A 22,024-nucleotide genomic window follows, 5' to 3' on the forward strand; every position below is an offset into this window, starting at 1 on the left:
CTCTCAGCTGTCGAAGCCCAGCCCCAGCCTGTCCATCGTCCGCAGCCACAGGTTCCGGTGTCCGTCGTGGGTGTCGGCGTGCGCCAGCGACCACCGGGTGAGCGCGATGCCGGTCCAGGCGAAGGGCTCGGGCGGGAACGGCAGCGGCTTCCTGCGCACCATCTCCAGTTCCGTGCGCTCGGTGCGCTCCCCCGCCAGCAGGTCCAGCATCACCTCGGCGCCGAAGCGGGTGGCGCCGACACCGAGCCCCGTGAAGCCGGCCGCGTAGGCGGCCCTGCCCCGGTGGGCGGTGCCGTAGAACGCCGAGAAGCGGGAGCAGGTGTCGATCGCGCCGCCCCAGGCGTGGGTGAAGCGGACGCCCTCCAGCTGCGGGAAGCAGGTGAAGAAGTGCTCGGCGAGCTTCGCGTAGGTCTCCGGCCGGTCGTCGTACTCGGCGCGCACCCGCCCGCCGTACGGGTAGACCGCGTCGTAGCCGCCCCACAGGATGCGGTGGTCGGCGGTCAGCCGGAAGTAGTGGAACCGGTTGGCGCTGTCGCCGAGTCCCTGCCGGTTGCGCCAGCCGACGGACGCCAGCCGGGCGTCGGTGAGCGGCTCGGTCATCAGGGCGTAGTCGTAGACCGGAACGGTGTAGGCACGGGCCCGTTTGACCAGGCTGGGGAAGACGTTGGTGCCGAGGGCGGCGGTGCGGGCACGGATCTGCCCGTAGGGGGTGCGCACGGCCAGTCCGGCGCCGTGGGAGCGCAGGGTGAGGGCGGGGGTGTGCTCGTACACGCGGAGGCCGAGGCCGAGGCAGGCCCGCTTGAGTCCCCAGGCCAGCTTCGCCGGGTGGAGCATGGCCACGCCCCTGCGGTCCCAGAGACCGGCCAGGAAGGTGGGCGAGTCGACCTGGGCGCGGACCTCGTCCGTGTCCAGGAACTCCGCCCCTTCCGCGAGCCCCCGGCGGTCGATCTCCTGGTACCGGTCGCGCAGTTCGCGTGCCTGGTGGGGTGCGGTGGCGACGTCGAGCTCACCGGTGCGTTCGAAGTCGCAGTCGATGGCGTGGCGGGCGACCGTCTCCTCGATGGCGTCGAGATTGCGGGCGCCCAGCCGCTCCAGTTCGTGGATCTCGTCCGGCCAGCGGGTCAGGCCGTTGGCCAGACCGTGGGTGAGGGAGGCGGCGCAGAATCCGCCGTTGCGGCCCGAGGCCGCCCAGCCCACCTCGCGTCCCTCCACCAGGACGACGTCCCGCCCCGGGTCGCGTTCCTTGGCGATCAGCGCCGTCCACAGTCCGCTGTATCCTCCGCCCACCACCAGCAGGTCGCGGTTCTCGGCGCCGGTGAGGGCGGGCCGGGGTTCCGGCCGGCCCGGGTCGTCCAGCCAGTAAGCGGACGGACGGGCATCGGCGAGGGATTCCATCCAACGGCTCATGGTCCCGGCCCCCTACGCCTTCTGCCGCGTGCGGCGGTTGCCGACGGCCATGGAGACCAGCACCAGCAGCACGGCGACGGCGAACATGGCCGTACCGACGACGTTGATCTGTACCGGAGTTCCGCGCTGCGCGGAGCCCCAGACGAACATCGGGAAGGTGACGGTGGCCCCCGAGTTGAAGTTGGTGATGATGAAGTCGTCGAAGGACAGGGCGAAGGCGAGGAGCGCGCCCGCCGCGATGCCGGGGGCGGCGATCGGCAGGGTGACCCGCAGGAACGTCTGGACCGGGCCGGCGTACAGGTCCTGGGCGGCCTGCTCGAGGCGGGGGTCCATCGACATCACGCGGGCCTTGACGGCGACCACGACGAAGCTGAGGCAGAACATGATGTGGGCGATGAGGATCGTCCAGAAGCCGACCTGGACGCCCATGTTGAGGAACAGCGTCAGCAGTGACGCCGCCATGACCACCTCGGGCATCGCCATCGGCAGGAAGACCAGCGAGTTCACGGTGGAACGGGCACGGAAGCGGTAGCGGGCCAGCGCGAAGGCGATCATGGCGCCGAGCCCGATGGCCAGCGGCCAGCGGCCAGCGGCCAGCGGCCAGCGGCAGAAGACGCAGGCCGAGATGATCCCGAGGACGAGTCCGGTGACACCCATGCCGTTGGCCGGCTGCGGAGGCGTGCCGGTCCAGCCGTGATCGCCCTGGTCGGGCATGCCGTCGTGGGCGGGAGCACCGGCGCGGCCGGGCGGGTGCGCGGCCGGGCGGATGTACCCGCTCCGGTGGCCGCCCGGGTAGCCGTACGGCACCTGGCCGGGACCGCCGGGGGCGATGGGCGGCGGGACCGGCTCGGCGGACGGGGGCGCGAAGGGGTTGGAGGCCGCGGCTTCGGGGCCTGCGGGCGCGGGAGCGGACGGGGTGGAAGGGCCGGAGGGGCCGGAGGTGTCCGCCCGGAGCCGGGCGGGCGGCGCGGCCGAAGGGCCGGCCGGGGCCGGAGGGGCCGGGCGGGCGGCGCGGCCGAAGGGGCCGGCCGAGGCCGGAGGGGCCGGGCGGGCGGCGCGGCCGAAGGGCCGGAGGGGGCCGGAGGGGCCGGGCGGGCGGCGCGGCCGAAGGGCCGGAGGGGGCATTCGCCGCGGGGAGGGATGTGACCGTCCGCTGGTCGTGCACGGAAGGCGTCGGGGGAGCGGAGGGGGTGCCGGAGGCCGGGGGTGCGCCGGCCGCGCCGGGCGTCCCCGGGGCGAAAGCCGGAGGGTCGAACTCCGGGAGGGCGAACGGGTCGGTGACTCCGGCGGAGCCCGACGGCCCGGACGTGCCGTGGCCGCCGAGATCCAGCCGGGTCAGCTCGGGCGGCGACACCTCCCGCGGCGGGCTCTGGGGCGGCTGGGCCTGCGCGGCCCCGCTGTCGGCCGGCGCCGCCCGGACGTCGTCATGAGCATGCGGGTCCCGGGGCGGAGTGCCGCCCGCCGGGTTTCCCCGCGCTTCCGGCGCCTGCGCGTCGCCGGACAGACGCCGGCCCTCCTCCGTCGAACGTGCCGTCAAGGTAAGGCCCGACACCGCCCCGTGCGCGCCCGGCCTACGATGACCCCCGATCCACCGATCAGCCGATCACCCGCGTCCCGCCACAGCCGCACCCCGGCCGGGGACGCCGTTTTTGGGAGGGACCATGACCGAACGCCTCGCCGCGTCCGCCGGGGCGGCGGGCAGCGGCCCGCACGACTTCATCGCCGGACTGCCCAAGGCCGAACTGCACGTGCACCACATCGGTTCCGCCTCCCCCCGCATCGTCTCGGAGCTGGCCGCCCGCCACCCCGACTCCAGGGTCCCCGTCGACCCCGAGGCGCTCGCCGACTACTTCACCTTCACGGACTTCGCCCACTTCATCGACGTGTACCTGTCCGTCGTCGACCTGATCCGCACGCCCGAGGACGTCCGGCTGCTCACCTACGAGGTGGCGCGTGAGCTGGCCCGGCAGCGGGTGCGGTACGCCGAGCTGACGATCACCCCGTTCTCGTCGACCCGTCGCGGGATCGACGCGCGGGCGTTCATGGAGGCGATCGAGGACGCCCGCAAGGCGGCCGAGTCCGAGTTCGGGACCGTGCTGCGCTGGTGCTTCGACATCCCCGGCGAGGCCGGACTGGAGGCTGCCGAGGAGACCACGCGGCTCGCCACCGACGACCGTCTGCGTCCGGAGGGCCTGGTCTCCTTCGGTCTGGGCGGACCCGAGATCGGGGTGCCCCGGCCCCAGTTCAAGCCGTACTTCGACCGGGCCATCGCCGCGGGCCTGCGCTCGGTGCCGCACGCCGGTGAGACGACCGGTCCCGGGACGGTGTGGGACGCCCTGGTCGACCTGCGCGCGGAGCGGATCGGGCACGGCACCAGCGCCGCCCAGGACCCCGGGCTGCTCGCACATCTCGCCGAGCGGCGCATCGCGCTGGAAGTGTGCCCCACCTCCAACATCGCCACCCGCGCGGTCACCAGCCTCGACGAGCACCCGATCAGGGAGTTCGTCCGCGCCGGTGTGCTGGTCACCGTCAACTCCGACGACCCGCCGATGTTCGGCACCGACCTGAACACCGAGTACGCGATCGCCGCACGGCTGCTGGGCCTCGACGAGCGGAGCCTGGCGGCGCTGGCGAGGAACGCGGTGGAGGCCTCGTTCCTGGACGAGCCGGGCAAGGCACGGCTGGCCGCCGAGATCGACGCGTACACCACGTCCTGGCTCGCCTCCCGGCCGCTGCGGTGAAACCGTTCTTTGCCGCCGTGAAGCAGCCGTCCCGTGAGCCGAACCCGCGAAGGACCGCCATGCACCACGTGACCGCCGTGGCCCACCGCGGCGACCCGTACCACGTCCGCGAGAACACGCTCGCCTCGCTGCGTTCCGCGCTCCACAAGGGCGCGGACGCGGTCGAGTTCGACGTACGCCTCACCCGGGACGGCGTACCGGTCCTGCTGCACGACGAAACGCTGAAGCGGCTCTGGGAGCACGACCGCCCGCTGCGGTCGCTGTCCTGGGAGGAGGTGCGCGGCCTGACCGACGGCGGTGTGCCCACGCTGCCGGACGCGCTGTCGGCGACCGAGGGCGCCAGGGTCATGCTGGACCTGCCGGGCGATCCCGGCCCCCGGACGGTGCGCCGGATCGTGGGCGCCGTGCGGGAGCACGGCGCCCAGGACCGCGTCTGCTACTGCGCGGGCGCCGCCCCGATGCTTGCCGTGCGCGCGGCGGACCCGTCGGCCGAGATCGCCCTCACCGTCACGTCGTCGGTCCCGCCGCGCGCCGGCGTCCTGGAGGCGGTCCGGCCGCGCTGGCTGAACTACCGCTTCGGCCTGGCCGACCGGGCCCTCGCCGACCGGATCCACGCGGACGGCTGTCTGCTCTCCGTGTGGACCCCGGACACCCGCCGCTCCATGCGCCGTCTGCTGGCGCTGGGCGCCGACTCGATCACCACCAACCGCATCGACGTCCTGTGCGCGCTGCGCACCACCGCCCGGTAGGGCGCCCGGCCGGTAGGGCGCCCGGCCGGTAGGGCGCCCGGCCGGCCTGGAGGACCCCGTCCTGCGGGTCGGGCCGAAGACGCGAGAGCGGGCGGCGCGGCGTACGGGGTGAGTGCTTCCAGCCGCTTGGTCTTCTTCCGTACGGCGTGCAGCGGGATCACATCGAGCACCCCGAACGCCATGTCGATGACGCTCCGCCAGAAGGGGATGCCGCGGACCGGGCCGCAGACGAGGGTGAGCGGGATGACGCCGGCGCAGGCGATCATGCCGAACTCGACGACCCAGATGTTGCGGACCGGGTCGCGGCAGGGACCGTAGAGGGCGACGGCTACGACCAGGTGGGTGAAGGCCAGCCAGCCGGTGCCGCAGAGGAGGAACGGGTACCCGGCGTCGGCTGCGTCGAGCCCGTCACGGACCCGCTCGATCCACTCCATGAGGGCGGGAAGGTGCTCCGGTGCCCCCAGGGAACGGAGCACCTCCTCGGCCCGGAGCGGTTCGTGCACCAGGGGAAAGGCCGTGGCGCCGCTGAGCACCAGGCAGACGGCGAAGAGGACCAACCAGGCGCGAATGCCCTTGAGCAGGGCGGCTCTGTCGCTCATGGCGGCGACACGCACCCCAGTTGAACGCGTCCAAAAATCGGAGTCGGGTCAACTCCCCCTGCCCTCCTCCCCCTTCCCGCGCCGACCGCGTACCGGCCGGCGCGAACAGAAAAGTCCCGCGCCCAAAGGGGCGCGGGACCGTGACGACGTGTGACCCCGCCGCGTGGGCGGGTGCGGCCGCGGAGCGGTTACGCGTCGAGCGACGTCATCACGTGCTTGATGCGCGTGTAGTCGTCGAAGCCGTACGCGGACAGGTCCTTGCCGTAGCCGGACTTCTTGAAGCCGCCGTGCGGCATCTCCGCCACCAGCGGGATGTGGGTGTTGATCCACACGCAGCCGAAGTCGAGCTTCTTGGACATGCGCATCGCGCGGGAGTGGTCCTTGGTCCACACCGAGGAGGCAAGCGCGTACTCGACGCCGTTGGCGTACGCGACGGCCTGGTCCTCGTCGGTGAAGGTCTGAACGGTGATGACCGGGCCGAAGACCTCCTTCTGGATGATCTCGTCGTCCTGCTCCAGGCCCGAGACGACGGTCGGCGCGAAGAAGTAGCCCTTGTCGCCGACGCGCTGCCCGCCGGCCTCCACGCGCGCGTGCGCGGGCAGCCGGTCGACGAAGCCCTGGACCTGGGCCAGCTGACCGGCGTTGTTGAGCGGGCCGAAGAGGACGTCCTCGTCATCGGGGGCACCCGTCTTCGTGTCGGCGGCGGCCTTGGCGAGCGCGGTGACGAACTCGTCGTGGATCGAATCGTGGACGAGGACGCGTGTGGCCGCCGTGCAGTCCTGGCCGGCGTTGAAGAAGCCGGCGACGGAGATGTCCTCGACGGCCTTGGCGATGTCGGTGTCCTCGAAGACGACGACCGGCGCCTTGCCGCCCAGTTCCAGGTGGACGCGCTTGAGGTCCTTGGACGCGGACTCGGCGACCTGCATGCCGGCCCGCACCGAACCGGTGATGGAGGCCATCGCCGGGATCTCGTGCTCGACCATCACGCGGCCGGTGTCCCGGTCGCCGCAGACGACGTTGAAGACGCCCGTCGGCAGGACCGAGCCGAGGATCTCGGCGAGCAGGACGGTGGAGGCCGGGGTGGTGTCCGAGGGCTTGAGGACGACCGTGTTGCCCGCCGCGATCGCCGGGGCGAACTTCCACACGGCCATCATCATCGGGTAGTTCCAGGGGGCGACCTGGGCGCAGACGCCGACCGGCTCACGGCGCACGATGGAGGTCAGGCCCTCCATGTACTCACCGGCCGAGCGGCCCTCCAGCATCCGCGCCGCACCCGCGAAGAAGCGGATCTGGTCGACCATCGGCGGGATCTCCTCGGTGCGGGTCAGCCCGATGGGCTTGCCCGTGTTCTCCACCTCGGCCGCGACGAGTTCCTCGGCGCGCTCCTCGATGGCGTCCGCGACCTTCAGCAGGGCTTTCTGCCGCTCGGCCGGCGTGGTGTCGCGCCAGCCGGGGAAGGCCTCGGCGGCGGCCGTCATCGCGGCGTCCACATCCGCCTGTCCGGACAGCGGCGCGGTCGCGTACGCCTCGCCGGTCACGGGGTTGACCACCTCGGTGGTCCGTCCGTCGGCTGCGTCACGGAACGCACCGCCGATGTAGTTGCGCAGACGTCGCAGCTCGGTGCTCACTGCAGGTCCTCCCGGTGCTCCTCGTGGGTGTCGGAGGCGTCCAACCTCTGAGACACCACCCTAGACGGACCCCTGACGCATTCAACACCCCCGCCCGCCCCGAGTCTGCGAAATCCGCAGACATCAGCTCTTTCGGCAACGGATTTCATCGAATGCGCCTTGCGGAACAGCCGAGACGTCGTGCACAGTGACCGTGTGGCCAGTCGAAGCGCAGAACCCAGGGACTCCCGCGAGTCCAGGAACGGCGGCGTTCCCCACCTGGACGCCGTCTCCCTCGCCATCATCGAGCAGCTCCAGGAGGACGGCCGCAGGCCCTACGCCGCCATCGGCAAGGCCGTCGGCCTGTCGGAGGCGGCCGTGCGCCAGCGCGTCCAGAAGCTGCTCGACCAGGGCGTGATGCAGATCGTCGCCGTCACGGACCCGCTCACGGTGGGCTTCCGCCGGCAGGCGATGGTCGGCGTCGGTGTCGAGGGTGACGTGGAGTCCGTGGCGGACGCGCTGAGCGGCATGGACGAGTGCGAGTACGTGGTGATGACCGCGGGCTCCTTCGACCTCATGGTCGAGATCGTCTGCGAGGACGACGACCACCTTCTCGAGGTCGTCAACAGGCGCATCCGGGCCGTGCCCGGTGTGCGCGCCACCGAGAGTTTCGTCTACCTCAAGCTCAAGAAGCAGACCTACATGTGGGGAACCCGATAATCGTGAGCACCGACAGCCCCAGGGACCTCAGCCGGACCGCGTACGACCACCTGTGGATGCACTTCACCCGCATGTCCTCGTACGGGAACTCCCCCGTGCCCACCATCGTCCGCGGCGAGGGCACCCACATCTACGACGACAGGGCAAGCGGTACATCGACGGTCTCGCCGGGCTGTTCGTCGTGCAGGCGGGGCACGGCAGGGTCGAGCTCGCCGAGACCGCCTTCAAGCAGGCGCAGGAACTGTCGTTCTTCCCCATCTGGTCCTACGCCCACCCCAAGGCCGTCGAGCTGGCGGAGCGGCTCGCCCACGAGGCACCGGGCGACCTGAACAAGGTCTTCTTCACGACCGGCGGCGGCGAGGCGGTGGAGACCGCCTGGAAGCTCGCCAAGCAGTACTTCAAGCTGACCGGCAAGCCGACCAAGTACAAGGTCATCTCCCGCGCGGTGGCCTATCACGGCACCCCGCAGGGGGCCCTGTCGATCACCGGCCTGCCGGCCCTGAAGGCCCCGTTCGAGCCCCTGGTGCCGGGTGCCCACAAGGTGCCGAACACCAACATCTACCGCGCCCCGATCCACGGTGACGACCCGGAGGCGTTCGGCCGCTGGGCCGCCGACCAGATCGAGCAGCAGATCCTCTTCGAGGGCCCGGACACGGTCGCCGCGGTCTTCCTGGAGCCGGTGCAGAACGCGGGCGGCTGTTTTCCGCCGCCGCCCGGCTACTTCCAGCGGGTCCGTGAGATCTGCGACCAGTACGACGTGCTGCTCGTCTCCGACGAGGTCATCTGCGCCTTCGGCCGCCTGGGCACGACGTTCGCGTGCGACAAGTTCGGCTACGTCCCTGACATGATCACCTGTGCCAAGGGCATGACGTCCGGCTACTCCCCCATCGGGGCGTGCATCGTCTCCGACCGCCTCGCCGAGCCGTTCTACAAGGGCGACAACACCTTCCTGCACGGTTACACCTTCGGCGGCCACCCCGTCTCGGCCGCGGTGGGCGTCGCCAACCTCGACCTCTTCGAGCGCGAGGGGCTCCACCAGCACGTGCTGGACCACGAGGGCGCCTTCCGCGCGACGCTCGAGAAGCTGTACGACCTGCCGATCGTCGGCGACATCCGCGGCAACGGCTTCTTCTACGGCATCGAACTGGTCAAGGACAAGCACACCAAGGAGTCCTTCGACGACGAGACCGAGCGCGTCCTGTACGGCTTCCTGTCCAAGAAGCTGGACGAGAACGGCCTGTACTGCCGTGCCGACGACCGCGGCGACCCGGTCGTCCAGCTCGCGCCGCCGCTGATCTCCGACCAGGAGACCTTCGACGAGATCGAGCAGATCCTGCGCGCCACCCTGTCGGAGGCATGGACGAAGCTGTGACCCCGCACAGCGGTCCTCAGCCGTGATCTCCCGCTGTGATCTTCGGCTGGAATGACCGGATATGACCCCGGTGTCGCCCGTTCGAGTGAGAAACGGCGCTCCGGGGCCGCGTGCTGTCCGGCGTCCCGCCGTGCGCTGCCTAGCGTGCCCAGTGACCGATCGGCTCTGCTTTCGTTCCCCCGCATGGGGGATTCACGAATCTCGCACGGCATTTCTGATCCGAACCGAGGTGTACGCCATGGTGGCCCCACCGGACAACGACGTGCTCTGGGCACGTGCCCTGCACTTCCGGCACGACGACGGCTCACCCGGGCTGAGCGGGGTCTCGCTCGGCGTCGGAGAGGGCGAGATCCTCGCTGTCGGCGGCCCGCGCGGCAGCGGCAAGACGACCTTGCTGCGATGCCTGTCCGGACTGGCCTCCGTGGCGGACGGCGAGGTCTGGTACAACAGCGTGCCCGTGCACACCATGCGCCCGGCCGCCCGCGAGCGGCTGCGCCGGGAGCGCTTCGGCTGGATCGACCCGGCGCCGGTGCTCGTTCCCGAACTGAACGTCTGGGAGAACGCCGCTCTCCCCCTGATGCTGCGCGGCACCGCCCGCCGCCGGGCCAGGGCGACGGCCCTGGAGTGGCTGGAGCGCCTCGACCTCGGTGACAAGGCCCGCAAGCGGCCGGCGGAGCTGGTGCACGCGGAGCGGCAGCGGGTCTGCATCGCCCGTGCCCTCGCCCCGGCCCCCTCGGTTCTGTTCGCCGACGAGCCGACCGCCCCGCTGCACCGCGCCGACCGGCGGCACGTCCTGCGCACACTGACCACGGCGGCCCGTTCGCACGGCATCACGGTGCTCCTCGCCACCGCCGACGCGGACACCGCGGCCCTCGCCGACCGCACGGTCTCGCTGCTCGACGGGCGCCGGGTGCGCACCGTACATCTGCCTCCGGTCTCCGGGACCACCGAGACGGAGGGCCGGGCGGCGTGCTCGCTCTCCGTCTGACCCGAGGTGCCCGTCCGGCCGTCCAGCTGCGCCGTCTCCTGGTCGCGGCGGCCTCGGCGGGTACGGGCTTTCTGCTGCTGTGTGCCCTCGGCCACGCGATCGGCCACCCCGGCGCGCCGTCCGCCTCGCTGCTCCGGCTGGCCTGGTGCGCGGCCCCGCTGGCGGCCACGGTGTACTTCGCGGTCGCGGTGGCCCGCACCGACCCGGGGACCCGGCCCCGGGTCGGGCTCTCGGCACTCGGCCTCGGCCCGGCACGGCTGACGGCGATCTCCGCGACGACCACGGCCCTGGCCTGCACGCTGGGGTCGGTGATCGCCCTGTTCGTCTTCCTCCACCTGCGCGGCGACCTCACCGGTACGCCCCTCGACGGCGCCGGCACCGACTTCCTGGCCACCGGCCGGCCGCTGCCGCTTCCGGCAGCCCTGCTGCTGCTGACGCTGGTGCCGGTGAGCGCCTCGGTGGCGGTGGCGACGGCGCTGCGTCCACGCGAGCGGGCGGCGGGCCCGTCCCGTACGGAGCGGACGGTGTACGGCCGCTTCGGCGCGTACCGTGCCACCACGGCGCGGGAGACGTTCGGCGCGTACGGACGCTTCGGCGCGCACCTGGAGCCGGCGGCCCACGGCCGCGGGCCGGCCACCGCCCAGCAGGCGACGTCGGGGCAGGCACAGGCACAGCGGGACCGGGTGCGGGCGGATCTTCCCGGGAAGGATTCCGGGCGGCCGCAGGGCGCGGAGGGCAGCCCCGCCGCGGTCCCGTCGCCCGGCGCCGGCACGGCACCGTCCGGTCTGCCCTGGGGCATCGCGGTGCTGGCCGTGGGGCTGGCCGTGGAGGCCTACACGAGCCGCACCGGCACCGCGCCCGGTGACCGGCCCGGCGCGCTGACCGGTCTGGTGCTGGCCGCCGTCGGCCTCGCACTGGCCGGTCCCGGTCTCACCCATCTGTGCGGCCGGCTGCTCCAGTCGGTCCGCCCGGGTGCCCTGCGGCTGCTGGCCGGACGGGTCCTCATGACGGAGGCCACCAGGATCGGCCGCCCGCTGGGGGTGGTCTGCGCCGTGCTGTCGGGCGCGTATGCCATGGGCTCGCTGTACTACGCCGACGACCTGTCGCCCGGCCCGCTCACCCTGCTCGGGGTACTGCTGGTGACCGGCTGCGCCATGGCGACACTGCTGACCGCGGCCGTCGAGGCCAAGCAGGCGCACGCCGGCACCACGGCCGCGCTGCTGCGCCTCGGGGCTCCCCCCTCGACACCGCGTCGGGCCGCGGCCCTCAGGGCCGGCGCGCTCCTCGCCCTGTTCGGCCCGCTGACCGTGATCGTGGCCGAACTGTCGACCCTGCCCCTGGCCCTCTGAGACCGCGCACCACACGCCGCGCCACCCCTGAGGAAAACCTCCGCAGGGCGAAGAGTTCCGCACCCGGCCCCGGTCTGCCCCTCGAACGGCACGGCACCACTCGCGACCGGGACGGAACCGGTGAACCGCACGGGAGAGGCACCACCATGACGCAGCAGATGATCTTCGTGAACCTGGCCACCAACGACCTCGACGCCTCGAAGAGGTTCTTCACGACGCTCGGCTACGAGATCAACGAACAGTTCAGCGACGAGAACACCGCCTCCGTCGTGGTCGGTGAGACCATCGTCGCGATGCTGCACACCAGGCAGCGCTACGCGGAGTTCACGAGGAAGGAGATCGCCGACTCCACGAAGACCAGTGAGGTGCTGCTGGCCCTGAGTTCCGAGAGCCGCGAGAAGGTCGACGAACTGGTCGAGAGGGCCCTCTCGGCGGGCGGGTCGGTCAGCCGCGAGACCCAGGACGAGGGCTTCATGTACGGCCGCGCCTTCGACGACCTGGACGGCCACACCTGGGAGGTCGTGTGGATGGATCCGTCCGCGCTGGAGGGCTGAGGGAAGACCTGCGACCGGGGCGGAGGCCCACCGGGGAGGCTCCCAGGGCATTGAAACTCCTCGGTAGTTAACGAATCAGTAAAACGATGGCCTGCTATCGGCATATGCGTTGACACTACTTATGCGGCACTTATAGACCTGGGAGCCTCATGGGCGTACTGATGTCTCATCAGCACGCCCCCCACCCCCCGCATTTGCGTATCCCGTAAGGACAAACGTGACAGTTCTGTCCGTATCACGCCGTACTGCCTCGCGCCGTAACGTCGCGCGCACCGTACGCGCCCTCGGCGTCGTCTCCGCGTCGGCCGCACTCACCATCGGCCTCGCCGGCAGCGCGGCCGCGTGCAACATCAACGAGTTCTCGGCCGAGGCGAAGTGTGTCGGTGACAAGGGTGTCATCACCGTCACCGACGTCGACCCCGCGGGCGTTCCCGCGACCGTCACCGTGTTCCTGGAGAACAACGGTGCCGACGAGAAGAAGATCGGCGAGCAGGTCGTCAAGGGTTCCCGCGAGGGTGTGACCATCACCTTCGAGGAGGACTGGCAGCCCAACGCCGAGTACCGCATCCACGTCAAGGCCAAGCCCTACGTGGACGAGGACATCAAGCCGAACCTGACCACCCCGGCCACGGCCTGCAAGGAAGAGGAGGAGGAGCCTCCGGCTCCGACGGAGCCCGCTCCGACGCCGTCGGACTCCGTCTCGACCCCGCCCGAGGACGAGGACGAGCCCGGTGCCCCGGCTCCGTCGGAGTCGGAGCCCGAGACCACCGCCCCGGCGGACACCTCGGACAACGCTCCGTCGCCCGCTGTCGGTGAGTCGAACCTCGCCGAAACCGGCGCCGACTCCAACACCGGCCTGATCGCCGGTATCGCGGCGGTCCTGGTCGCCGTCGGTGGCGGTGCGGTCTTCTTCGGCATGCGCCGTCGCGGGGCGAACAGCGACAGCTGACGCCTCGAAGACATGATGTGACGGCCCGTCCCCGGTGGGGCGGGCCATCACTGTGCACGGCCCCTCGCCCGGCGGTTCATCTCGCCCGAACGCCGCCCGCTTCCGTCACCCGAACGTCGCCCGTGTCAGCCAGAACTCCAACAGCTCCCGGTCGCCGAGCACCTCCACCTCCGGTGCGTCGAGCGGCAGCCGGCGGTAGAAGGCGAGCAGCACGCAGGTGAGCGGGCCGCGGAGGGTGACGGTGGCCTTCTCGTGGCCCCGGTGCCAGGAGACACCGTCCTCGGTGAGCTCGATGCTCCATTCGGCGTTCACCTCCGGGCCGGTGTCGGTGGCGTGCAGACGGATGCTCCTTCGGTGCGGGCCGCGCAGTTCGCGCGCCGGGCCCTCCGGCAGCGTCCGCTGCGCCCACTGCACGATCTCCAGCCACTCGTCGATCGCATCGGCGGCGGCATCGGGTGCGACCTCGTAGGGCAGTCCGGCGGCGAGGGCCGCGTCCGCACGGTGGACGGTCATCTCGTGCGTCATACGGCGGGCCCAGAACCCGGCGTTGCAGATCCCCGCCCAGCTCCACACCTCGGCGTCCGGCCCGGCCTCCCGCAGTGCCTCGACGAGCAGGTCTCCGGACTCGGCCAGCCACCCGTCCAGCGCGGCGGGTCCACCCCGCACACCGGGCCCGTCGAATCCCGGCACCCGCTCCTCGGGAATCTCCTCCCCGGCCCGGGTGCGCACCATCAGCGCCGCCCAGCGCAGGGAGCCGCCGGTATGCCGGACAAGCTGTTCCAGCGACCACTCCGGAGTGGTGGGCACTCTGCCGTCCAGATCGGCCCCCGAGGTCACCACGGACCGCAACCGGCCTACCTGGTCGGCGATTTCACCACAGTAGCGATCATGGGTGAGTGGTGTCATGCCCCTCACCCTAGGCGGGGTGCCCTACCCGAGCACGACGATTTCCTCCGCGTCGAACTCCACCCCGACCTCGTCCCCGACCTCCGGTGCCGCCCTCAGCGCACAGGCCGCCTCAAGAACGGGTGCGTCCTTCGGCTGGAGGCGGACGGCGACATGGGTGCCGCGGAAGGTGCGCACGGCCACGGTGCAGCGCAGGCCCGCCCCGTCCGGGACCAGACGGACGCCGGCGGGCCGGACCAGCAGGGTACGGGTGCCCTGCGGGGCGTTTGCCTGCACCGGGACCTTGCCCCAGGGCGTCACCGCGACGTCCGCGGCGATCGTCGCCTCTGCCACGTTCTCGAAGCCGAGGAAGCGGGCGACGAACGCGTCGGCCGGGCGCTGCCACACCTCGAGTGGTGTACCGGACTGGGCGATCCGCCCGTCCCGCATCACCACGACCCGGCCGGCCAGGGCGAACGCCTCGCCCTGGTCGTGCGTCACGGCGAGCACGGTGGTGCCCAGCCGGCCGAACAGCTCCCGGAGTTCGACGACGAGGCGCTCCCTCAGCGACCGGTCGAGCTGGCCGAGCGGCTCGTCGAGCATCAGCAGCCGTGGGCTGGGCGCCAGCGCGCGGGCGAGGGCCACGCGTTGCTGCTCGCCGCCGGACAGGGCCGCCACCGCCCGTCCGGCCGCCCCGGGCAGCCCGACGAGGTCCAGCAGCTCCCCCACACTGTCGTCCTGTTCGCTGCGGGACACACCGCGCATCCGCAGCCCGAAGGACACGTTGCCGCCCACGTTCCGTTGCGGGAACAGCTGGTGGTCCTGGAACATCAGCCCGACCCCGCGCCGGTGTGCGGGCACACCGGCCTGGTCGCGCCCGGCGAGCGAGATCCGCCCCGCGTCGAGGGGCTGCAGCCCGGCCACCGCCCGCAGCAGCGTGGACTTGCCGCTGCCGCTCGGTCCGAGCACGCAGACGATCTCGTGCTCGGCGACCTGGAGATCCACGGCGTCCAGCACCGCCCGTCCGCCGAAGCGGACGGTGACACCCTCAAGACCCAACAGCACCTAGAACTCCCCGGATCGGTCGGTCCGCAGCCGCTCCAGGAACAGCAGCGCCACCGCGCACACGATCATCAGAATCGTCGACAGGGCCATCGCCTGCCCGTAGTTGAGCTCTCCCGGCCGGCCCAGCAGCCGTGCCACGGCCACCGGCAGCGTCGGGTTGTCCGGCCGAGCGATGAACACCGTCGCCCCGAACTCCCCCAGCGACACCGCGAAGGCGAACCCGGCAGCGACGATTACGGCCCGCCGCACCATCGGCAGGTCCACCTCCCGCCACACCCGCCACGGCGATGCCCCGAGCACCGCCGCCGCCTCCCGCAGCCGCACGTCCACGGCCCGCAGCACGGGCAGCATGGTCCGTACGACGAAGGGGACACCGACCAGCGCCTGTGCGAGCGGCACCAGGATCCAGGAGGAACGCAGGTCCAGCGGCGGCTCGTCGAGGGCGATCAGGAACCCGAAGCCGACGGTCACCGCGGACACTCCGAGCGGCAGCATCAGCAGGGCGTCGAAGCCCCGCACCAGCCGTCCCGCGTCCCGCCGGGTGAGCGCGACGGACGCCAGGGTGCCGACCGCAACGGCGATGACGGTGGCCAGGGCCGCGTACCGCAGGGAGTTGCCGACCGCCGCGATCGGCGCGACCAGGAACACACCCCCGTCGTCGTGGGTCAGCGCCCGGTAGTGGCCGAGGCCGGCGTCGCCGAAGGAGCGCTCCACCAGCACCGCGAGCGGCAGGAGCAGCAGCACGGCAGCGGTGGCGACGACCCCGGCGAGCAGCGCCCACTGCCCGGCGCCGCGCGGCCGGCGCGCGGTCTGGGAGGCGTCCACCAGCCGCAGCGCGGTCTCCCTCCGCCGTACGGTCCAGGCGTGCAGGGCGAGGATCGCACCCACCGCGACGAACTGGATCATCGTCAGGACGGCGGCGGTGGACAGGTCGAAGATCTCCGACGTCTGCCGGTAGATCTCCACCTCGAGAGTGGCGAAGGTGGGTCCGCCGAGGATCTGCACCACACCGAACGAGGTGAAGGTGAACAGGAAGACCATCAGCGCGGCGGCGGCCACGGCGGGGGCCAGCGCGGGCAGCGTGACGGTCCGCCAGGCCGTGAGCCGGGAGGCGCCGAGCATCCGTGCGGCCTCCTCCTGCCGCGGGTCGAGCTGCCCCCACAGCCCGCCGACGGTCCGTACGACTACGGCGTAGTTGAAGAAGACGTGCGCGAGCAGGATCGCCCACACGGTGGTGTCCAGCCGCAGACCCCACAGCTCGTCGAGAAGCCCGCCGCGCCCCACGAGCGCCATGAACGCCGTACCGACGACCACCGTCGGCAGCACGAACGGGACGGTGACCACGGCCCGCAGCAGCTGCTTGCCGGGGAAGTCGAAACGGGCGAAGACGTACGCGCCGGGCAGGGCGATCAGGAGGGTGAGAGCGGTGGAGACCAGCGCCTGCCAGGTGGTGAACCACAGCACCTGGCGGACGTCGGACTGCGCCAGCACCTCACCGATCCGCCCGAGCTGCCAGACCCCGTCGGTCTTCAGGCCGCGCGCGACGATCGCGGCGACGGGGTAGGCGAAGAAGACGGCGAAGAACGCGACGGGCACGGCCATCAGGCCGAGCCGCGCCGCGGTCCCGCGCCGTCTCGCCGCGGCCCGGCCCGCTTCCGCCCGGCTCACTTCAGTACGAGCGAGGTCCACGACTTGATCCACTGATCGCGGTGCTCGGCGATCTTCGTCGGGTCCATGGTCTCGGGGTTCTCGGCCTGCGGTCCGAACTCCGCGAACTCCTCGGGCACCTGGGCGGCCTCCCGCACCGGGTAGACGAACATGTTGAGCGGCATGTCCTCCTGGAACGGCTTGCTGATCAGGAAGTCGAGCAGCGCCTTGCCGCCCTCGGGGTTGCGCGCGTTGCTCAGCAGCCCCGCGTACTCCACCTGGCGGAAGCAGGTGCCGTCGGCGACACCGGTGGGCGCGGTCTTCGGCTTCGGATCGGCGTAGATCACCTCGGCGGGCGGCGAGGAGGCGTAGGACACCACCAGCGGCCGGTCGCCCCCCGCCTGCCTGCCGCCGGCCGAGCCGGAGAACTCCTCGTTGTAGGCCTGCTCCCAGCCGTCGACCACCTTCACGCCGTTGTCCTTGAGCTTCTTCCAGTAGTCCTGCCAGTTCTCGTCGCCGTACCTGGCGGCGGTGCCGAGGACGAAGCCGAGGCCGGGCGAGGAGGTGGAGGCGTTCGACGTGACGAGCAGGTCCTTGTACTCGGGCTCGGTCAGGTCGTCGAAGGTCCGCGGCGGGGCCAGGTCACGCTTCTCGAACCATTCCTTGTCGTAGTTGACGCAGACGTCACCGGTGTCGACGGGGGTGACCCGGTGCCCGTCCTCGTCGGCCCGGTACTCGGGAAGGACGGCGTCGGAGTCCTTCACCTCGTACGGCTGGAACAGCTCGTTGTCGAGGGCGCGGGACAGCAGGGTGTTGTCGACGCCGAAGAAGACGTCGCCCTGGGGGTTGTCCTTGGTCAGGATCGCCTTGTTGACGGCCTGCCCGGCGTCGCCGTCCTCCAGGACCCTCAGCCGGTAGCCGGTCTCCTTCTCGAAGGCGGCGACGACATCCTTGGACGCGGCCCACGAGTCGTGGCTGACGAGCGTGACGGTCTTCGAACCGCCGCCGCTCCGGCCGCCGGGGCCGTCCGACCCGTCGGACGAAGAACCGCAGGCGGGCAGTGTGACCAGACCCAGCCCGACGGCCAGGATCGTGACCTTCTTGGTGATGTTCACCGGTATTTCCTCCTGGGGGTGACCAGGAAGAGACGCGGCCCTGCCCGGGACCCCCGCAAGTGCCCAGGGCAGGGCGCAACAGCTCGAGTGATGACCGATCTCCCTACCCAGAATGACCTGGGCGAGGTTCGGAGGGTCTGCGGCCGGTGCCGCACTCTCAGCGCTGTGGCGCTCCCCTGTCGGAATATGAACGTGTGATGGCCCGGTATGCAGTTGTTGTTCCTGTGCCGGTCAGGTTACCGCTCGCTCGCGGCGAGCTGACCGCAGGCCCCGTCGATCTCCTGTCCGCGGGTGTCCCGGATCGTCACCGGTACACCGTGCGAGGCGATCGCGTCCACGAACGCCCTCTCGTCCTCGGGCCGCGAGGCGGTCCACTTGGAGCCGGGCGTCGGGTTGAGCGGGATGAGGTTGACGTGCACGGGCCTGCCCTTCAGCAGCCGCCCGAGCCGGTCACCGCGCCACGCCTGGTCGTTGATGTCCCGGATCAGCGCGTACTCGATGGACAGCCGCCGCCCGGACCTGGCCGCGTACTCGAACCCGGAGTCCAGGACCTCGCGCACGTTCCACCGCGTGTTCACGGGGACGAGGCTGTCGCGCAGTTCGTCGTCGGGCGCGTGCAGGGAGATGGCGAGGCGGCACTTGAAGCCCTCGTCGGAGAACCGGTTGATCGCCGGCACGAGTCCGACCGTCGACACGGTGATCCCGCGCTGGGACAGCCCGAGACCGTCCGGCTCGGGATCGGTCAGGCGGCGGATGGCTCCGACGACCCGGTTGTAGTTGGCGAGCGGCTCACCCATCCCCATGAAGACGATGTTGCTCAGCCGCGCCGGCCCGCCGGGGACCTCCCCGTCCCGCAGCGACCGCATCCCGTCCACGATCTGGTGCACGATCTCCGCGGTGGACAGGTTCCGGTCGAGACCGGCCTGCCCGGTCGCACAGAACGGACAGTTCATGCCGCAGCCCGCCTGCGAGCTGATGCACATCGTCACCCTGTCCGGGTAGCGCATGAGCACCGACTCGACGAGAGTCCCGTCGAACAGCTTCCACAGTGTCTTGCGGGTGGTGCCCTGGTCGGTGGACAGGTGCCGGACCACCGACATCAGCTCCGGAAGCAGCGCCTCCTGCAGCTTGGCCCGGGCCCCGGCGGGAATGTCGGTCCACTGCTCCGGGTCGTGCGCGTACCGCGCGAAGTAGTGCTGCGAGAGCTGCTTCGCCCGGAACGGCTTCTCACCGGCCGCTGCGACCGCCTCCTTGCGCTCGGCGGGCGTGAGGTCGGCGAGGTGCCGCGGCGGCTTCTTCGCTCCGCGGGGGGCGACGAAGGCGAGCTCACCGGGAGCAGGACGGGCCACGGTCGGGCAACTCCTCATGACGACGGGTCCTACGGCACCCCCATCGGCGGGGGAGGCTCAGGTCTCCTGGCTCCGGCATGGCCGTACCGTCGGAACACCCCCGCATCGGCGGGGATGTGCGAAAGGGCCCGCAGCCAGTGCCGCGGGCCCTTTCAGCGTACCTGATGACTGTCAACCCGAGCCGACGAAGATCACCAACAGCAACCACACCACCGGCGCCGTGGGCAACAGCGAGTCCAGCCGGTCCATGATGCCACCGTGCCCCGGCAGCAGTGTGCCCATGTCCTTGATGCCGAGGTCCCGCTTGATCATGGATTCCCCCAGGTCACCGAGGGTGGCACTGACCGAGACAGCCAGGCCGAGCAGCAGCCCCTGCCACCAGGTGCCGTCGTCGATCAGGAACTGCATACACAGCGCGCCCGCCGCCATGGCGAACCCGACCGCGCCCAGCAGACCCTCACGGGTCTTGCCGGGGCTGATGCGCGGGGCGAGCTTGTGCGTGCCGAAACGCCAGCCGACGGCGTACGCACCGGTGTCGGCGACGACCGTGATCACTATGAACGTCAGCACCCGCCAGGGCCCGTCGTCCGCGGCCAGCATCATCGACACGAAGGTCGCCAGGAACGGCACGTAGAACGCGGCGAAGACCCCCGCCGTGACATCCCTGAGGTAGTTCTCGGGCGGCTGGGCCATCCGCCGGACCAGCACCGCCAGCGCGGTGAGCGCCACGGCGATCCAGGCGCCGTCACTGCCCCAGACGTACCCGGAGACGATCATGGCCGCCCCGCCGACGGCGAGCGGCACGAACGGCGCCTTGATGCCCTTGCGCTCCTCGAGCCGCTTCGTCAGCTCCCGCAGGCCCACCCCTATGGCGACGGCGACAACGCCGACGAAGACAGCCTTGACGACGAACAGCGACACGGCGACCAGCGCGCCGAGCCCGAGGCCGACCCCTATCGCGGCGCTCAGGTTGCGCCCCGCGGTCCTCTTCTGCGGTGGGGGCACCGGCTGCGGGGCGTCGGACATGGACTCCGGATTCTGCGGATGGTGCGGCATCTCCCCGGGGTGGGGACGCGCCCGCGTCGTCTCGTCTCGGACCAGGGGACCGCTCAGCCGAGCAGCCCCCTGGTCCACGTCCTGGTCACCGCCGTGTTCGGGTGCGCCGGGCACGGTGGGCATGGGGCGAGTCTGCTGCGCGTAGTGCGCATCGTACGGGGGACCCGCCGGACCGGCTTCCTGGACGGGCCCCCGGTCGGGCGGCCCCCAGTACCCGGCCTGCGGCGGCGCCTCCCAGGAAGAGTCGTTCATCAGACCTCGAGCAGTTCCGCTTCCTTGTGCTTCAGGAGCTCGTCCACCTGGGCGACGTACTTCGCTGTGGTGTCGTCGAGCTCCTTCTCCGCACGGCGCCCCTCGTCCTCGCCGACCTCGCCGTCCTTGATCATCTTGTCGATGGCGTCCTTGGCCTTGCGGCGCACGGAACGGATGGAGACCTTGGCGTCCTCGGCCTTGGCCTTGGCCACCTTGATGTAGTCGCGGCGGCGCTCCTCGGTCAGCTCGGGAAACACCACGCGGATGATGTTGCCGTCGTTGCTCGGGTTGACTCCCAGGTCGGAGTCCCGGATGGCCTGCTCGATGTTGCGCAGCGCGCTCTTGTCGAACGGCGTCACCACGGCCATCCGCGGCTCGGGCACGGAGAACGAGGCCAGCTGGTTGATCGGCGTCGGCGCACCGTAGTAGTCGGCCACGATCTTGTTGAACATCGCCGGGTGCGCACGGCCGGTGCGGATCGCGGCGAAGTCCTCCTTGGCGACCACGACGGCCTTCTCCATCTTCTCCTCGGCTTCGAGGAGGGTCTCTTCGATCACCACTTGCTCCTGCGTGTCTTGAGTAGGCCCGGCCGCGGTTCCCTGTCGGGGCAACGACCGGCTGCGTCGCGTCTTCTTCCTGCACGGTTCCCGACCGGGGGGGGGCATTGTCCATCCCCCGGTCCGGTCCGCCCCGTCCGTCCCCCGGGGTGTCGCCCCTCGGACGGGTGCTTGCGGTCCGGTCACTTCCGGTCCATCGGGTCACCCACCAACGTGCCGATCTTCTCACCCTTGACGGCGCGCGCGATGTTGCCCTCCGCCAGCAGTTCGAAGACGACGATGGGGAGCTTGTTGTCACGGCACAGGGTGACAGCCGTGGCGTCGGCGACCTTCAGATCACGCGTGATGACCTCGCCGTACCCGAGGTGGTCGAACTTCACCGCGTCGGGGTTGGTCTTCGGGTCGGAGTCGTAGACCCCGTCCACACCGTTCTTGCCCATCAGCAGTGCCTCGGCGTCGATCTCCAGGGCGCGCTGGGCGGCGGTGGTGTCGGTGGAGAAGTACGGCATGCCCATGCCGGCGCCGAAGATGACCACGCGGCCCTTCTCCAGGTGCCGTACGGCCCGCAGCGGAATGTAGGGCTCGGCGACCTGGCCCATGGTGATGGCGGTCTGGACCCTGCAGTCCACGCCCACCTTCTCCAGGAAGTCCTGGAGCGCGAGGCAGTTCATCACGGTGCCGAGCATGCCCATGTAGTCCGAACGGGCCCGGTCCATGCCGCGCTGCTGGAGTTCCGCGCCGCGGAAGAAGTTGCCGCCGCCGATGACGATGGCGATCTGCGCGCCGTCACGGACGACCGCCGCGATCTCGCGTGCGATGGCGTGCACCACGTCGGGGTCGACGCCCAGGCCCCCGCCACCGGAGAAGGCCTCTCCGGACAGCTTCAGCAGAAACCGTCCGTGCACGGTGCCGTCGTCGCTCTTCTCAGCCTTGGTCATCGCGGGTCCCGCCTCTTTCACCTGTTGCACATACGAAGGAGGCCACTGCCGGTGGGGTGTACGACGCATCCCATGCGGCAATGGCCTCCTCGTCAGATCTGCTGTCGCCCGGCACGCGGGCGTGC

Annotated in this window: 17 protein-coding genes and 3 pseudogenes; 8 read left to right on the top strand and 12 right to left on the bottom strand. The window is 71.2% G+C overall.

The features are described 5' to 3' along the window. Positions 1-3 precede the first annotated feature (3 nt). The gene (locus HUV60_RS08315; RefSeq protein WP_257848016.1) at positions 4-1,407 is read right to left on the bottom strand and encodes an NAD(P)/FAD-dependent oxidoreductase; all 1,404 of its coding nucleotides are present in this window, start codon (positions 1,405-1,407) and stop codon (positions 4-6) included. Between the two features lie 12 nt (positions 1,408-1,419). Then, positions 1,420-1,980, bottom strand: a pseudogene (locus HUV60_RS08320) (ABC transporter permease); the annotation flags it as partial. Between the two features lie 1,088 nt (positions 1,981-3,068). Here HUV60_RS08320 and HUV60_RS08325 point away from each other — a divergent pair. Then, positions 3,069-4,148, top strand: a complete 1,080-nt coding sequence (locus tag HUV60_RS08325) for an adenosine deaminase (RefSeq protein ID WP_257848015.1) — start codon at positions 3,069-3,071, stop codon at positions 4,146-4,148. A 59-nt stretch (positions 4,149-4,207) separates the two neighbouring features. Further along, entirely contained in the window at positions 4,208-4,897 is a 690-nt protein-coding gene (locus HUV60_RS08330) for a glycerophosphodiester phosphodiesterase (protein WP_257848014.1), read from the top strand. An 80-nt stretch (positions 4,898-4,977) separates the two neighbouring features. Here the strand turns inward: HUV60_RS08330 and HUV60_RS08335 are convergent. Together HUV60_RS08335 and HUV60_RS08340 are read right to left on the bottom strand one after the other, a co-directional pair. Beyond that, positions 4,978-5,496, bottom strand: a pseudogene (locus HUV60_RS08335) (hypothetical protein); the annotation flags it as partial. Between the two features lie 188 nt (positions 5,497-5,684). After that, the gene (locus tag HUV60_RS08340) at positions 5,685-7,124 is read right to left on the bottom strand and encodes a gamma-aminobutyraldehyde dehydrogenase (RefSeq protein ID WP_257848013.1); all 1,440 of its coding nucleotides are present in this window, start codon (positions 7,122-7,124) and stop codon (positions 5,685-5,687) included. Positions 7,125-7,304: 180 nt separating this feature from the next. Between HUV60_RS08340 and HUV60_RS08345 the strand changes: the two genes are divergently transcribed. The 6 genes and pseudogenes from HUV60_RS08345 to HUV60_RS08370 all read left to right on the top strand — a co-directional run bounded on the left by HUV60_RS08345 (position 7,305) and on the right by HUV60_RS08370 (position 13,035). Beyond that, on the top strand, positions 7,305-7,823 hold the full coding sequence (locus tag HUV60_RS08345) for an Lrp/AsnC family transcriptional regulator (RefSeq protein WP_257848012.1): 519 nt from the start codon (positions 7,305-7,307) through the stop codon (positions 7,821-7,823). Next, positions 7,808-9,195, top strand: a pseudogene (locus HUV60_RS08350) (aspartate aminotransferase family protein). Before HUV60_RS08345 ends, HUV60_RS08350 begins: the two are co-directional and overlap by 16 nt. A 238-nt stretch (positions 9,196-9,433) precedes the next feature. Then, complete coding sequence (locus tag HUV60_RS08355; protein ID WP_257848011.1) at positions 9,434-10,183, top strand: ABC transporter ATP-binding protein; 750 nt, start codon at positions 9,434-9,436, stop codon at positions 10,181-10,183. After that, complete coding sequence (locus HUV60_RS08360) at positions 10,165-11,532, top strand: hypothetical protein (RefSeq protein ID WP_257848010.1); 1,368 nt, start codon at positions 10,165-10,167, stop codon at positions 11,530-11,532. Before HUV60_RS08355 ends, HUV60_RS08360 begins: the two co-directional genes overlap by 19 nt. 146 nt (positions 11,533-11,678) lie before the next feature. Continuing rightward, positions 11,679-12,086 (top strand): VOC family protein, encoded by a 408-nt coding sequence (locus HUV60_RS08365; protein WP_257848009.1) that lies wholly within the window; start codon positions 11,679-11,681, stop codon positions 12,084-12,086. A gap of 217 nt (positions 12,087-12,303) precedes the next feature. Further along, positions 12,304-13,035, top strand: coding sequence for an LAETG motif-containing sortase-dependent surface protein (locus tag HUV60_RS08370; RefSeq protein ID WP_257848008.1), 732 nt, complete (start codon positions 12,304-12,306; stop codon positions 13,033-13,035). 105 nt (positions 13,036-13,140) lie between these two features. Here HUV60_RS08370 and HUV60_RS08375 read toward each other — a convergent pair whose 3' ends face one another. The 8 genes from HUV60_RS08375 to pyrH all read right to left on the bottom strand — a co-directional run bounded on the left by HUV60_RS08375 (position 13,141) and on the right by pyrH (position 21,899). Further along, on the bottom strand, positions 13,141-13,941 hold the full coding sequence (locus HUV60_RS08375) for a maleylpyruvate isomerase family mycothiol-dependent enzyme (RefSeq protein ID WP_257848006.1): 801 nt from the start codon (positions 13,939-13,941) through the stop codon (positions 13,141-13,143). 24 nt (positions 13,942-13,965) lie between these two features. Beyond that, the gene (locus tag HUV60_RS08380) at positions 13,966-14,985 is read right to left on the bottom strand and encodes an ABC transporter ATP-binding protein (protein WP_257848005.1); all 1,020 of its coding nucleotides are present in this window, start codon (positions 14,983-14,985) and stop codon (positions 13,966-13,968) included. Next, positions 14,986-16,674, bottom strand: coding sequence for an ABC transporter permease (locus HUV60_RS08385; protein ID WP_257848004.1), 1,689 nt, complete (start codon positions 16,672-16,674; stop codon positions 14,986-14,988). Beyond that, on the bottom strand, positions 16,650-17,747 hold the full coding sequence (locus HUV60_RS08390; protein ID WP_257848003.1) for a thiamine ABC transporter substrate-binding protein: 1,098 nt from the start codon (positions 17,745-17,747) through the stop codon (positions 16,650-16,652). The genes HUV60_RS08385 and HUV60_RS08390 overlap by 25 nt, the downstream gene beginning before the upstream one ends. Positions 17,748-17,983: 236 nt before the next feature. Continuing rightward, complete coding sequence (gene rlmN, locus HUV60_RS08395; protein ID WP_269441156.1) at positions 17,984-19,096, bottom strand: 23S rRNA (adenine(2503)-C(2))-methyltransferase RlmN; 1,113 nt, start codon at positions 19,094-19,096, stop codon at positions 17,984-17,986. A 171-nt stretch (positions 19,097-19,267) separates the two neighbouring features. Then, entirely contained in the window at positions 19,268-20,404 is a 1,137-nt protein-coding gene (locus HUV60_RS08400) for a phosphatidate cytidylyltransferase (protein ID WP_257848001.1), read from the bottom strand. After that, on the bottom strand, positions 20,404-20,961 hold the full coding sequence (frr, locus tag HUV60_RS08405) for a ribosome recycling factor (protein WP_004924833.1): 558 nt from the start codon (positions 20,959-20,961) through the stop codon (positions 20,404-20,406). The genes HUV60_RS08400 and frr overlap by 1 nt, the downstream gene beginning before the upstream one ends. Positions 20,962-21,143: 182 nt before the next feature. Further along, a complete protein-coding gene (pyrH, locus tag HUV60_RS08410) occupies positions 21,144-21,899 on the bottom strand; it encodes a UMP kinase (RefSeq protein WP_042168138.1) in 756 nt (251 codons plus the stop codon). Positions 21,900-22,024: the final 125 nt, after the last annotated feature.

The organism is Streptomyces sp. KMM 9044 (assembly GCF_024701375.2).
Classification (GTDB): domain Bacteria; phylum Actinomycetota; class Actinomycetes; order Streptomycetales; family Streptomycetaceae; genus Streptomyces.